Below are 13,637 nucleotides of genomic sequence, written 5' to 3'. Positions count from 1 at the left end.
CGTGGTCGGTTCGCCGCGGTGCCGTGGATTGCGGGGGTCCGTGCTCCGTTCGGGCGCGGTCGCGGGCCCCGCACACGGAACGATCAGTCTGTGATCTTCGCCACAGAATCGAGAATCGGGAACCTGTGATCGGCGGAACATGTAACTGCAAGTTGCAGGTCATGACCAGGTGAATTGTCCGAGAGTTAGCTGTACTCAGGAGTATTCGGCCGGACAGTGGGTGGTGTGGCGACGCGCCGAAGCGTCGTCGGTGATGCGAGACCGGCCTTCATGCCTCAACATTTTGCTTACCGAAGGCAATTTTGTGGGCCGCGTAGGTGTGAGTCGCAGGGAGGCGATTCCCGCCGCGATACGTGGTGTCACTCGCATTGCCGACGGTCGCCGCGGATGTCCTGTCCGCGTCGGGGTCGGGGAGGTCGTGGGCATGAAAGTGGTAGCAGGAAAGGCAGATTGGGGATCGGAGGCAGCCGCAACGGAGCGGGTGTCCCGGACTCCCGCTCTGGTTGACGACAGGTCCGGGAACACACGATGGGCCTGGCAGAGGGCGTACGCACGGTGGCTCTTCTGGACGGACGGGCTGATCGTGCTCGCGGCCGTGGTGCTGGCACACGTCGTGCGGTTCGGAGAATCGGATCTACTGGCAGTCGGCACGGTCAGCGAGTCGAATTATGTTGTCGTGTCGGCATGTCTGGTGGTCGCGTGGACAGCGACGCTCGCGATGTTCCGCACGCGATCGCGCAGGGTGATCGGTAGCGGATACGACGAGTACCAACGAGTCGTGTCCGGGACGCTCTGGATGTTCGGTGCGGTTGCGATCGTCGCGTTGGTCGTCAAACTCGATCTGGCTCGCGGATATCTGGCGATCGCACTGCCGGTGGGATTGCTCGCGTTGCTGCTCAGTCGGTGGCTGTGGCGCAGAGTCGTGACGCATCGGCGACGCCGGGGTGCGTATCAGACATCGGTGCTGGTCGTGGGCGGTGAGCGTGCGGTCCGGCTGATGACTCGTACGTTCCAGCGAGGCGTGTCGGACGGATATCGGGTGGTGGGCGTGTGCGTACCTCGATATGCCGGAGCGGTCGGTCAGCACATGGAGGTTGACGGGAATCGTGTTGCGATCTACGGCGACGAGGGGTCGGTCGTGCCCGCACTGGCGGCAAGTGGTGCGGACACGGTCGTAGTCACCGCAACGGAAACGCTTGGGCACGAAGGTATTCGGGATCTGGTGTGGGAGCTGGAGCCGTACGCCGCAGATCTGGTGGTCGCCACCGGTGTCGTCGACGTCTCGGGGCCGAGGATGGAGATGCGTCCGGTTGCCGGGCTGCCGCTCATTCATCTGGAGAAGCCGAGCTATCACGGAGCCAAGCGCAGCGGCAAGCGCATCTTCGACCTCGTGTTCTCCGGGCTGGCGCTGCTGGTCCTCGCTCCGCTCTTCGCTCTGGTCGCGCTCGCGATCAAGATCGACAGCAAGGGTCCGGTGTTCTATCGCTCCGAGCGGATCGGCCTCGACGGAAAGCCTTTCGGGATGATCAAGTTCCGGTCGATGGTCACCGACGCGGACAAGCAGGTCGACACGCTCATTGCCCGCAACGAGGGTGCCGGGCTCTTGTTCAAGATGCGCGACGATCCCCGAGTTACACGAGTGGGCAGGACAATTCGCCGGTTCAGCATCGACGAGCTGCCTCAGTTCGTCAACGTGCTGCGTCGCGAGATGAGCGTGGTGGGGCCTCGGCCGCCGTTGCGGCGCGAGGTGGAGAACTACGACGGCGTCATCCGTCGCCGCCTGCTCGTGCGGCCGGGCGTGACCGGCCTGTGGCAGGTCAGCGGCAGATCGGACCTCTCCTGGGGTGAGTCGGTACGCCTCGACCTGGCGTACGTCGACAACTGGTCGATGGTCAGCGACGTGCTGATCATCGCCAAGACCATCAAGGCCGTCGTCGGCAGCGACGGCGCGTACTGACAGCCGCCGTCGGCGTCGGCGCGTTCCACAGGCGTCGGCAGGGCGGTCGTCCCATCAACAGACCTGGCCAGATCGGGGAGAAGTACATGACGAACATCGCGGTTTTCGGAACCGGGTACCTGGGCGCAACCCACGCGGCATGCATGGCCGAGCTCGGTCACGACGTACTCGGTGTCGATGTCGACGAGAGCAAGCTCGCCAAGCTGGAGTCGGGCGAGGTTCCGTTCTACGAGCCAGGTCTCGAGGAGGTGCTCAAGCGGAACATCGGCACGGGGCGCCTGCGGTTCACATCCTCGTACGAAGAGGCTGCGTCGTTCGCCGACGTGCACTTCGTCGGTGTGGGCACTCCCCAGAAGAAGGGTGAGTTCGCCGCGGACGTGACCTACGTCGACGCCGTGATCGACGGGCTTGCACCACTGTTGACGAGGCCTGCGGTGATCTTCGGGAAGTCGACGGTGCCGGTGGGAACCGCGGAACGGCTCGGTCGGCGGGCACGGGCGCTTGCGCCCGCCGGCGCCGAGGTCGACCTGGCCTGGAATCCGGAGTTCCTACGAGAGGGTTTCGCCGTCCAGGACACGTTGCACCCGGATCGCCTCGTGCTCGGAGTCGACCGTGAGGGTCCCGGCCGTGCCGAGGAGGTCGCGCGGGAGGTGTACGCAGATCTCCTCGCGGAGAAGATTCCGTTCATCGTGACGGACCTGGCGACTGCGGAGTTGGTCAAGACCTCGGCGAATGCCTTCCTTGCGACGAAGATCTCGTTCATCAATGCCATGTCGGAGGTGTGTGAGGCGGCGGGCGCGGACGTGACGGTACTGGCCGATGCGATCGGTCACGACGATCGCATCGGTCGTCGATTCCTCAACGCCGGTGTCGGGTTCGGAGGGGGCTGCCTCCCCAAGGACATTCGCGCCTTCATGGCGCGAGCCGGTGAGCTGGGCGCCGACCAGGCGTTGACCTTCCTCCGAGAGGTGGATGCGGTCAACATGCGCCGGCGCACCCGGATGGTCGAGATGGCGCGTGAGGCATGCGGGGGAAGCCTTCTCGGTGCCCGGGTTGCGGTCCTCGGAGCTGCGTTCAAGCCCGAGTCCGACGACGTCCGTGACTCTCCTGCACTGAACGTCGCCGGTCAGATCCAGTTGCAGGGTGCGACGGTCACGGTCTACGACCCCAAGGCGATGGACAACTCGCGCAAACTGTTTCCGACGTTGGGTTACGCGACCGACGTCTCACAGGCAGTCGAGGGCGCTGACGTGGTACTCGTCCTGACCGAGTGGAGGCAGTTCCGAGAACTGCAGCCCGGGCGGGTTGGTCCGCTCGTTCGGCAGCGGAGCATCATCGACGGCCGTAATTGTCTGTCCCCCAAGGGATGGCGAGAAGCGGGGTGGGTGTACCGGGGGATGGGGAGGAGTTGACGGATGCCGTTGTCGCGCAGGAACACCGAGACTCGGATGTCTGTTGAAGGAGATCGATGAACACGCCGCACCCCCTCGCCGACCTTGTTCCGGCCGGCGCCCGCGTTCTGTGGGTCGCCTCGTCCGGAGGGCACTTCGCCCAGCTGATGCGGATCGCGGATTCAGTGGATGTCGACCCGAAGTCGGCGTGGGTCACGTTCGCGAATCCGCAGACCGTCGGTGCGCTCGAAGGGCGCAACTCGCACTTCGTCGACTACATCGCCCCCCGCGACGTGAAGGGCGCTGCCAGGGCGGCGAGGTGGGCGGCGGGTCACCTCCGCACCGAGCGCTACGACGTCTGTATCAGTACCGGTGCCGCACTGGCGGTGTCGGTCCTGCCCATCGCCGCGGCGCGAGGGCTGGAGACCACCTACGTCGAGAGCATCTCCAGGGTCGACGGGCCGTCGCTGAGTGGCAGGATGCTGCAGTACTTTCCGCGGATCCGGACCTACACCCAGCATCAGGGGTGGGAATCGCGCCGGTGGGCGTGGAAGGGGTCGATTCTCGACAGCTGGAAGCCGCAGCCGCGGGAGCAGGACACCTCACCGAGGCGATTCTTCGTGACACTGGGGACGATCCGCCCCTACCGGTTCGATCGGGCGATCGATGCGGTGCTCTCGGTGCTGGCGCCCGGCGACGAGGTCACCTGGCAACTGGGAAGCAGCTACCGGGACGGCCTTCCCGGGACCGTCCATCGCGAGGTGGAGCCGCAGGAGTTCCGCAGGCTCGCCCTGGAGAGCGATGCCACCGTCACGCACGCCGGTGTGGGCAGCATCCTCGAACTGCTCGATCTCGGGGTCACCCCGGCCGTTGTGGTGCGCGCACGGTCCAACGCGGAGCACGTCGACGACCATCAGCGCCAGATCGCGCACGCGATGACCACGAGAGGTCTCGCATTCGAACTGGATCTCGACCGGCCGTCCCGCGACGCACTGCTGAGCTCGGCCGGACACGGCGCGGTCAGCACCGCCGCGGCCTGATCACGAACGCCGCGGAGCGACGGAGGCACACGAGATGAGCACTACAGAAGGTCGGCCAGGCATCACGGTGCTCCATGCCCTGGCCAAACCGGACGGCAAGACCCGGTACGTGGACCACATGATCGACTCTGCTCCCGGGGAGCTGACGGTGAAGACGTTCTCCTGGCCGGAGGCGATGTTCGGTCGCTACGACGTTTTCCACATCCACTGGCCGGAGAACCTGATCCGTACCCGCACCCGCTGGGCGGTCGTCCCCAAGCGTCTTCTGTTCGTGGCTCTCATGGCACGTCTCCGCCTGTCCCGCCGGGCCGTGGTCCGCACGATTCACAACGTCACTCCCCACGAGAGCGGGGGGCCCGTGGAAGACGGGCTGCTGAGGATGTGCGACGGGATGACCGACGGCTTCGTCAGGTTGAATCGGACGACCGAGGCGCCGGAGCGCGAGTACGTGGCGACGATTCCCCACGGGCACTACAAGGATCGACCGGAGTACCGACGAGCCCGCACGAGCCCGCCGGCCGAGAACCGGCTGCTCTACTTCGGCCTCATCCGGCCGTACAAGGGCGTCGATGATCTCGTCGACGCGTTCCGCACACTCGATCGTCCGGATACGACGCTGCGCGTCGTCGGCAAGCCGCAGGATCCGGACCTCGCGAGGAAGGTCCGGGAGGCCGGTGAGCGCCACGAGTCGATCTCGTGCCGACTGGAGTTCGTCCCGGATTCCGACCTGGGACGGGAGATTGCGCAGGCACGACTGGTCGTCCTCCCGTACCGGGAGATGCACAATTCGGGCTCCGCGATCCTGGCGCTGTCGATGGCTCGGCCCGTCGTGGTTCCGGCGACGCCGGTGAACCTCGAGCTGAGGGACGAGGTCGGACCCGGATGGGTGTACCTCTACGACAGCCCGGCCCTGGATGCTCCGACTCTGCAGTCCGTTCTCGAACAGGTGTCCGCCGACGACGCGATCCGGCCGGCCGAGCCCGATCTGTCGGGTCGTGACTGGAGTGCGGTGGGGGAGGGGCACTACGCCTTCTACCGCAGCGTCCTCGCTCCCGGTCCGGCGCCGGACAGTTCGTTGCGATGACCACGGAGCCAGAGGCAGGGGAGAGATCCTCCCTCGGAACGGTGGCCGCCCGAGGGGCCACCGTGACGGTCGCCGGGCAAGCCGCGAAGTTCGGCATCCAGTTCGGCGGCATCGTCGTGCTCGCCCGGTTGCTCGAGCCCTCGGACTTCGGACTCGTCGCGATGGTGATAGCGGTCGTCGGTGTCTGCGAGGTGCTGCGCGACTTCGGCCTCTCGTCGGCGGCGGTGCAGGCGAGAACCCTGACGGAACGTCAACGGAGCAACCTGTTCTGGATCAACACCGGGATCGGCGCCGGCCTCACCCTGATCGTCCTGCTGTGTGCACCACTGATCGCCGGCCTGTTCGACGAGCCGCGGCTGACCTCGATCACGCAGGTCCTCTCCGTCACGTTCCTCCTCAGTGGACTCGCCACGCAGTTCCGGGCGCACCTGACTCGGCAGATGAAGTTCGGCAGGCTGGCAGTGGCCGACATCGTCGCCCAATCCGGTGGACTGCTCGCCGGGATCGCATTGGCGGTCGGTGGGGCAGGGTACTGGGCGATCGTGGGACAGCAGGTCGTACAGGCACTGCTGATGCCGGCTGTCACCGCGGCATGGGGCCGGTGGATGCCGGGACTCCCGCACCGGCACGAGCCGATGCGCGACCTGCTCTCGTTCGGCTGGCATCTGATGGGCACGCAGCTACTCCAGTACGCCAGCAAGAATGTCGACTCGGTGATCGTCGGGCACCAGTTCGGCGCGACGAATCTCGGCTACTACAACCGCTCGTCCCAACTCGTCAACGGTCCGCTCAACCAACTCAACGTGCCGGCCTCCACGGTCGCGCTCCCCGTCCTCTCGAGGTTGCAGGACGACCCGCCCCGGTACCGCAGGTTCCTCCTGCACGGGCAGACCGCACTGATGACCCTCGTCGTCGGGGGATTCCTCTGTGCGGCAGCGCTGGCCGGACCGGCCGTCGAGATCCTGCTCGGCCCGTCCTGGACACCCGCGACCGACCTCTTCCGGTTGTTCGCGATCGGAGCCGCGTTCCAGGGCGCCGGCTACGCCACCTATTGGGTGTTCACGTCGAAGGGCATCACCGCCGCGATGCTCCGGTACGCGATCGTTGTTCGAACCCTGTCGATCTCACTCCTCGTCGCGGGCGCATGGTGGGGGATGATCGGGGTTGCCTGGGCGTACGTGGTGGGGGTCGCCCTCTCCTGGCTGCTCGGCCTGTTGTGGATCTCCCGGGCGTCCGACGCTCCCGTTCGGGAGATGTTCGCGAACGGACTCAGAACCCTTCTCGTGTACGGGGTGGCGTCCACGGCTGCATACACCGCGTCGAGGCTGGTGGACGGGCCGATTGCCGAGGTCGTGACCGGCATTGGCGCGCTGATCGCCACCTGCGCGGTGATCGCCGCCGGGTATCCGCGCTACCGAGGCGACCTCGTCTCCGTCCGTGGCATGGCCCGTCTCGTGAAGGAACGCGCCTCATGACATTCGATTCTGTTGCGAAGAAAAAGGTTTGCGGTTCGAGAGAGAGCAGCGGGGAATGATCTACTACTGGTGCGCGGGGCAGGACGACAACATCGGCGACGTGATACTTCGCCGCCGGATGCTCCGGACGTTGCAGTCGGCGGGTCCGCGTTGCGCCGTGTACGTCGGCAGCGCGTCCGACGGTTTCGTCGAGGCGCTCGCACTTCGCCCGGAGGACATCGTCCACCGGAACTTCCTCGGCTTCGTCGGCTCGGCGACCGTCCACAGTCTCCGGAAGAACTGGTTGTTCGGGTTCAATCCGGGTGAGATCAAGTGCAATCGGAAACAGAGCCTCATGCACGCACTGCTGATCCCGATGATGCTCGTCTCACTCGTTCACGGACGCCGGTGCATCCGGGTCGGCGTCGGCGTCGGTATGGACGGCTACCACGCGGTGTGGCGGGCCCTCATCGCCGTCACCGTGCGACTGTGCGGTGTCAACGTCTGGCGCGACGCGTCCTCTCGCGCCCTCTTCGGCACCGGCGACATCGCGCCGGACTGGGCCTTCGACGAGGGGCCGGACGACTCGACCGCACAGGACGTCGAACCCGACCGGGAGTACCTCGGTGTCGCCGTCCGATACGACGGTCCGGCGACGAGCGCGGCGTGGGTGGCGGCGGTCCGGTCCCTTGCCGACGGGCTCGGCATCACACCGGTGGTCCTTGTCCAGGTCCGGCGGGATTCACCGCGGGCGCACGAGCTCGCCGCGAGCCTCGGGTGCGAGGTCCTCGACTGGATCGACGAGTCGCACGCCGAACAGGAGAAGCGGCTGCGTGATCTCTACCGCCGTAGTGTGGCGGTGATCAGCGACCGGCTCCACGTGCTGGTGATGGCGCTCGGCGAGGGAGCGATTCCCCTCGGGCCGATGGAGCATCGCGACAACAAGATCGCGGGTCACTTCGCTGCTGCCGGTTTCGCTCCGGTCAGCTGGGACGTCCGCGGCTGGGTTCCGGACCGAATTGTGTCGACGGCGCGAGCGGTGATCGACGATCGGGATTCCGTCGACGATGCCGCTCGCACGGCCCGGAACCGGGTGCGAGAGGTCGGGCTTCGAGTGACCTCTCGCCGCGCCCGCGAGGGGGACCGGACCCGGGCGCCCGGCACCACTCCCTCCGTCCACTACATGGTCGGCGGCTTCCGCATCTCCCTCGGCGACAACTCGAACACGCCCGGTCCGCGCACTCACATCGTGAACTTCCTGCGAGGCCTGGAACAACAGGGCAGGCAGTCGGACCTGTACATTGCTTCGTCCTTCCCGATGATGGGAAGATTCAGCACGATCCGGCAATCCGACTACACGGGGGCGGGCGGCTCGACGATCTGGATCGCGGACGCCGTCCGGGTCGTATCCGCGATCTGGTGCGGGCTGAACGTCACCGCCCGCACGATCGTGAAGCCCGCCCCGCAGATCATCTACGAGCGGGTCTCGGTGCTGCAGTCGCTCACGAGCTTCCACGCACGCAAGGGTTCGGCGGTCAGGATCGTCGAGGCGAACGGCGTGCTGTCCCGCGAGACGGCGCAGGATCGGAAGGTGCTCAGGTCCGAGCGGCTGGCACGGGCTCTCGAACGGCGGGTGCTGCGCCGGGCGGACCTCGTGGTCGCGGTCAGTGACCGACTGGCCGACGAACTCGTCGACTTCGCCGACCTCGACCGTGGACGAATCCTCGTCGTGCCGAACGGTGTCGACGAGCGGCTGGTCGACCTTCCGCGAGAAGGGACCGCATGCCGGGTGATCGGGTTCGTCGGATCCGTCGTCAAGTGGCAGAACCTCGATCAGCTGATTCTCGCGGTCTCCCGAGTGGAGTCGGGCGCGTGTGACGACGTGCGGCTCGAGATCGTCGGCGACGGAGCCGAACTCGAGAACCTGAAGGAGATGGTGCAGCGCGCGAACCTCGGTGATCTCGTGACGTTCCACGGGAGGATGGCGCAGGCCGATGCGTTCGCGGTGATGACGAACTGGGACATCGGGATCGCCGGACACCAGAAGTCGTCGAGCAGTTCCATGTACCACAGTCCGCTGAAGCTGTACGAGTACGCGGCGCTCGGTCTGGCCATCGTCTGCACCGACTCGTCGGATGCACGCTCTCTCGCCACCTCGGGCGCCGACGTCCGCATCTTCGACGACACGAGCGAGTTCGAGTCGACGCTCCGCGAACTCGTCGCGGCGCCGCGGCGGCACCCGGCGGATGTCGAGCGGAGCAGGGCAGCGGTCATCCGGGATCACGCGTGGCGGGCGCGGGTCGGCACGGTCCTCGACGCGGCATCGAACCTCGCGTCCGGGGAACGGAGTTCGACGCGATGACCGGCCTCGTCGACCGACCGGCACGATCGGCCCACCGGGTGAGGCAGGCCGTGCCACGGCCCGCAGTGCGCCCGGTCGTCGGGTGGGTCGGGCTGCTGCTCGGGATCGCGGCCGCGATTCCCGGTGTGCCCGCGCTCGTTCCGGTCTTCGGTATCCGGCCCTGGCACATGCTCGTCGGCGCCGCCCTCGTCCTCGCGCTGATGCAGTGCGCACGGGGCACCATGTCGGCTCTTCGGATAACGGTGCTCGACGTCGTCGTCGTCGTGTACGTCCTCGCGTCGGTCCTCGTCGAGTACACGAACTCAAGCGACCTCGGCTTCGCGTTCGATCCGGTGAGTGCGATCACGCCGCTGTTCTACGTCGTCGGATACCTCGCGGCGAGGCTGATCATCGCGAGCCGGCCCGATGCCAGGACGTTCCTGGTCGCCTTCGCGCTCCCCGCGTTTCCGGCCGGGGTGCTGTCCGTGCTCCAACTCGGATCGCCGGCCTTCTCGCTCCTGGTCCTCCGGATCGCACCCGGCCCGGCCCTGTCCGAGCGAATCGTCGACGGCCGCCTGATCCGGGCCACCGGCTTCGTCGGTCACTGGACCGGGCTCGGGTTCTACTTCTGCACCGCACTCGCTGCCGCATGCGCGGCACTGCTGCTGAGCCCGCGAGGGGAGCGGCGGATCACCCTGCCGGTGGGCGCCGCGTTGATCGGGTCCGTGTTCGGGGCACTGTCCTCGCTGACCCTCTCGGTGCTCGCGACCGTGACCCTGATCGCCTTGGTGACCCTCGCCGTGTTCGGTATTCGGCTGGGCCGGGTGCTCGCGTTGGGGGCGGTCGCCCTGGTCTGCTACCTGCAGTTCGGCGACTACCTCGACGAGCGGTTCAGCCAGCAGACGGCCTACCGGCCGGAGTACCTGCCGGGGTGGGTGCCGAACACGATCGCCTACCGCTGGAAGATCTGGACCCAGCAGACGATTCCGGCAATCGAGGAGCGGATGTGGACGGGGTGGGGAACGAACCTGTACACGGGTTCGTGGCGTCCCCGGCAGTTGGTGTGGGGTTCACCCGAGTCCCAGTGGTTCGGCACGGCGGTCGCGTCGGGGGTCGTGGTGGCGGTTCTCCTCGGCCTGGTGTTGATCTGCGCCCTGGGGTACCTGCTGGTGGGCGTCCGCTCCGCCGAGGGATCCTGGAAGGCGCCCCTCGCCGCACTGCTGATCGCCGCGCTGATCGCATCGCTGACGGTGCCCGCGTTCTCGAATCGTGGGCTGCCGATCGGGCTGTGGGTGGTCTTCGGTGTCGTACTCGCAGTGTGGGAGGTCTCGCGCCGGGATCACGGTGTGCGGGTCGAGTGCGGTTCGCCGGTGACGGCCGGCGAGGGACCGCGCGGCGAGAGCGCGGTGGCGAGATGACCACCGCGGCGACCGTGGCGACGGAGGTGCAGGCGGCACCGCGTCGATTCCGGAACGACATCCAGGGTTTGCGTGCCGTCGCGGTCGGTGCCGTCGTCCTCTATCACGCCGGCATGCCCTGGCTAACCGGTGGCTATGTCGGTGTCGACATCTTCTTCGTCGTGTCCGGGTTCCTGATCGGCGGACACCTGCTCGGTGAACTCGGCCGGACGGGCTCGATCTCGGTGTGGGACTTCTACGGCCGCCGGATCCGACGGCTGATGCCTGCGTCGATCCTCGTCGTTCTCGCCACCCTCCTGCTGACGCGACTCTTCGTTCCCCCACTGGGTTTCGTCGACGTCGCCAAAGACGGCGCAGCGTCGGCCCTCGCGGTCGCGAACATGTGGTTCGCGGTGACCGGAACCGACTACCTCGCCAACGAGGCGCCGTCCGTGTTCCAGCACTACTGGTCGCTCGGCGTGGAGGAACAGTTCTACGTGGTGTTCCCGCTGTTCCTGCTCCTGGTCTGCCGGGTGTTGCGCGGGGGTCGAAAGGTGTTGGTGGCGGCGGTGTGGTCGGCGACCGTCGCATCGTTCGTCCTGTGCGTCGCCCTCACCGAATCCGATCAGCCGCTGGCGTTCTTTTCACTGCCGACCCGCGCCTGGGAGCTCGGCGCAGGCGTGTGTCTGGCGATGTTCGTTCCGCAGCTGACGACGCTCGGGCCGAGGGTGGCGGCGATGCTCCAATGGGCCGGACTGGCCGTCCTCATGGGAACGATCGTGACCTTCGACCACGCCACCACGTTCCCCGGCTTCCTCGCCGCGGTGCCCGCCCTGGGGACGCTCCTCTACATCGCGGGAGGGTGCTCTCAGCCGGAGGGCAGGCCACGCGCGTTCATGGAGAACCGGGCCATGCTCTTCATCGGCACGATCTCGTACTCGTTGTACCTCTGGCACTGGCCACTTCTGATCATTCCGGTGATGTACTCGACACGCCATCTCGGCCCCGGAGAGGCGGTTGGACTGGTGATCCTGGCGGTGGTCGCCGCAACCCTCACGGAGCGATACGTGGAACGGCCGTTCCGGGAATCTTCCTGGCTCGCCTCCTCTCGCCGCAGGACGTTCGGCTTCGGCGCGACGATCGCGGCCCTCGCGGCACTCGCCTGCCTTGCGACTTCGGTACTCCCGAGGCTGTCGACCGACACGGTCGGATCGGAATGGGTCGCAGGCGAGCTCCCGGCCGACGTCGTCGACACCGGGACCGTCCCGGCCAACCTGACTCCGGCTCTCGGAGTGTCCGCCGACAGTGTGCCCGCCATCTACGCGGACGGCTGCCACGGCGACTTCTCCGACACCGCACCGGATGCGCGTTGCGTCTACGGTGACGTGTCCTCCCGGCGGGCCATCGTGCTGCTCGGCGACTCTCATGCCGCGCAGTGGTTCCCGGCGCTCGAGAAGATCAGCGCCGAGCTCGGATACCGCCTGGTGACGATGACCAAGTCCTCGTGCCCGGCATCGGAGGTGCCGGTGTGGAGCAGTTCGCTGAACCGGGTCTACACCGAATGTGCGCAGTGGCGGGACAACGCCCTCGTCGCGATCGATGCGCTCGATCCCGATTTCGTCGTGCTGTCCAACTTTCAGGGCCAGAAGCCGTATCGCACCGGATCGCTCGATCCGGACGAGGTGTTCGCAACAGGCGTGGCGGATCTGGTCTCCGCACTACCCGCGCGCACGGTCCCGGTGCTGATCGGCGACACACCGATGCACGACGTCTCCCCACCGATCTGCCTGTCGGGCAACCTTCACTCCGCGAGCAGTTGTGCGAGCGATGCGGACCTCGCGGTGTCGGCGGCGTGGGCGACCGAGATCCGTGAGCGGGCGATCGGTGCGGGGGCCACGTACGTCGACCCGGTGCCGTGGCTGTGCCCACGGGGTTGGTGCCCCGCGATCGTGGGCAACGTGCTCGTGTACCGCGACCGTCACCACCTGACAACCGAAGCGGCGACGATGCTCGCCTCGCCGATGGAGGAGTCGCTCGCCTCCGCCGGACTGGGACCAGTGGCCCATGACTGAGTCGTGTCCTGCAGACCGACCGCGAGTGCGGCGGCCTGATCTCGTGTCCACCGGCGACGGGAGAGCCGATGTCTGTTGAAGTGGTGCACTGGAATCCACGCAAACCGAGGGCGAGCGGTCCACTCGGAAGGCTGCTGCCCAAACGGCCGCCGGTCAACAACTTCGGCGACCTGCTCGGCCCGCGCATCGTGCGCGAGGTCCTGTCTCGGCGCGTCGTCGATGCGTCACCCGGCGCCGAGGGGCGACGGTTGCTCGCGGTCGGTTCGATCCTGCGGCTCGCGCGCGCGGGCGACGTCGTGTGGGGCGCAGGCGTCAACGGCAAGAGCATCGACGCGCCGCACGAGCTCACGGCGCTCGACGTCCGAGCGGTGCGCGGTCCGCTGACGTCCCGGTTTCTCGCCGAACGGGGCGTGGCGGTTCCGGACGTGTACGGGGATCCAGGGCTGTTGGTCGGATCGTTGTGGCCACGAGAGAGCCTGCGGTGGGACGGACCTCCGGTCGGCGTCACGCTGATTCCCAACCTGAACGACGCCGACAGGTACCGAGGGCATCCGGACTTCTGGCATCCGTGCAGTCCGCTCGACGACACGGTGAGCCGAATAGCCAACAGCGAATTCGTCATCGGATCCTCGCTGCACGCGATCGTCCTGGCCGAGTCCTTCGGCATTCCCGCCCGGCTGATCAGGTCGGCCCACGAGCCCTCGTTCAAGTACGACGACTACTACCTCGGTAGCGGGCGTGACACCCCGGTCATGGCAGACGACGTCGACGAGGCTCTGACGATGGGCGGCGAGCCGGCGCTGCAGTGGGATCCGGGCGCGCTGTTGGACGCATTTCCCGTCGACCTGTGGATGCCGTGAAGGTGCCACTCCCGACTGGCGCGCAGACGATACGACCGTCG

At 67.1% G+C, this 13,637-nt stretch carries 9 protein-coding genes; all 9 read left to right on the top strand.

What is annotated here, in order from left to right; all coding sequences use genetic code 11:
• The first annotated feature begins 424 nt into the window (after positions 1-424).
• The 9 genes from ACFSJG_RS01420 to ACFSJG_RS01380 all read left to right on the top strand — a co-directional run bounded on the left by ACFSJG_RS01420 (position 425) and on the right by ACFSJG_RS01380 (position 13,596).
• Entirely contained in the window at positions 425-1,957 is a 1,533-nt protein-coding gene (locus ACFSJG_RS01420; RefSeq protein ID WP_378483418.1) for a sugar transferase, read from the top strand.
• An 86-nt stretch (positions 1,958-2,043) separates the two neighbouring features.
• Entirely contained in the window at positions 2,044-3,369 is a 1,326-nt protein-coding gene (locus tag ACFSJG_RS01415; protein WP_378483417.1) for a UDP-glucose dehydrogenase family protein, read from the top strand.
• Between the two features lie 56 nt (positions 3,370-3,425).
• Positions 3,426-4,388, top strand: a complete 963-nt coding sequence (locus ACFSJG_RS01410; RefSeq protein WP_378483416.1) for a glycosyltransferase — start codon at positions 3,426-3,428, stop codon at positions 4,386-4,388.
• A 34-nt stretch (positions 4,389-4,422) separates the two neighbouring features.
• Positions 4,423-5,472, top strand: coding sequence for a glycosyltransferase (locus tag ACFSJG_RS01405; protein ID WP_378483415.1), 1,050 nt, complete (start codon positions 4,423-4,425; stop codon positions 5,470-5,472).
• On the top strand, positions 5,469-6,947 hold the full coding sequence (locus tag ACFSJG_RS01400; RefSeq protein ID WP_378483414.1) for a lipopolysaccharide biosynthesis protein: 1,479 nt from the start codon (positions 5,469-5,471) through the stop codon (positions 6,945-6,947). Before ACFSJG_RS01405 ends, ACFSJG_RS01400 begins: the two co-directional genes overlap by 4 nt.
• A 55-nt stretch (positions 6,948-7,002) precedes the next feature.
• The gene (locus ACFSJG_RS01395) at positions 7,003-9,288 is read left to right on the top strand and encodes a glycosyltransferase (RefSeq protein ID WP_378483413.1); all 2,286 of its coding nucleotides are present in this window, start codon (positions 7,003-7,005) and stop codon (positions 9,286-9,288) included.
• 50 nt (positions 9,289-9,338) lie between these two features.
• The gene (locus ACFSJG_RS01390; protein ID WP_378483412.1) at positions 9,339-10,685 is read left to right on the top strand and encodes a hypothetical protein; all 1,347 of its coding nucleotides are present in this window, start codon (positions 9,339-9,341) and stop codon (positions 10,683-10,685) included.
• Positions 10,682-12,736 (top strand): acyltransferase family protein, encoded by a 2,055-nt coding sequence (locus ACFSJG_RS01385; RefSeq protein WP_378483411.1) that lies wholly within the window; start codon positions 10,682-10,684, stop codon positions 12,734-12,736. The genes ACFSJG_RS01390 and ACFSJG_RS01385 overlap by 4 nt, the downstream gene beginning before the upstream one ends.
• A 68-nt stretch (positions 12,737-12,804) precedes the next feature.
• Positions 12,805-13,596, top strand: a complete 792-nt coding sequence (locus ACFSJG_RS01380; RefSeq protein ID WP_378483410.1) for a polysaccharide pyruvyl transferase family protein — start codon at positions 12,805-12,807, stop codon at positions 13,594-13,596.
• Positions 13,597-13,637: the final 41 nt, after the last annotated feature.

Source organism: Rhodococcus gannanensis (genome assembly GCF_042681175.1).
GTDB classification, from domain to species: domain Bacteria; phylum Actinomycetota; class Actinomycetes; order Mycobacteriales; family Mycobacteriaceae; genus Rhodococcus_G; species Rhodococcus_G gannanensis.
This window is presented reverse-complemented; position numbering and strand designations above follow the sequence as displayed.

Bases quoted from the DNA above. Each gene is read 5' to 3' on its own strand.
- ACFSJG_RS01385 (WP_378483411.1), top strand. From the start codon at position 10,682: ATGACCACCGCGGCGACCGTGGCGACGGAGGTGCAGGCGGCACCGCGT.
- ACFSJG_RS01420 (WP_378483418.1), top strand. From the start codon at position 425: ATGAAAGTGGTAGCAGGAAAGGCAGATTGGGGATCGGAGGCAGCCGCA.
- ACFSJG_RS01380 (WP_378483410.1), top strand. From the start codon at position 12,805: ATGTCTGTTGAAGTGGTGCACTGGAATCCACGCAAACCGAGGGCGAGC.
- ACFSJG_RS01400 (WP_378483414.1), top strand. From the start codon at position 5,469: ATGACCACGGAGCCAGAGGCAGGGGAGAGATCCTCCCTCGGAACGGTG.
- ACFSJG_RS01415 (WP_378483417.1), top strand. From the start codon at position 2,044: ATGACGAACATCGCGGTTTTCGGAACCGGGTACCTGGGCGCAACCCAC.
- ACFSJG_RS01410 (WP_378483416.1), top strand. From the start codon at position 3,426: ATGAACACGCCGCACCCCCTCGCCGACCTTGTTCCGGCCGGCGCCCGC.
- ACFSJG_RS01405 (WP_378483415.1), top strand. From the start codon at position 4,423: ATGAGCACTACAGAAGGTCGGCCAGGCATCACGGTGCTCCATGCCCTG.
- ACFSJG_RS01395 (WP_378483413.1), top strand. From the start codon at position 7,003: ATGATCTACTACTGGTGCGCGGGGCAGGACGACAACATCGGCGACGTG.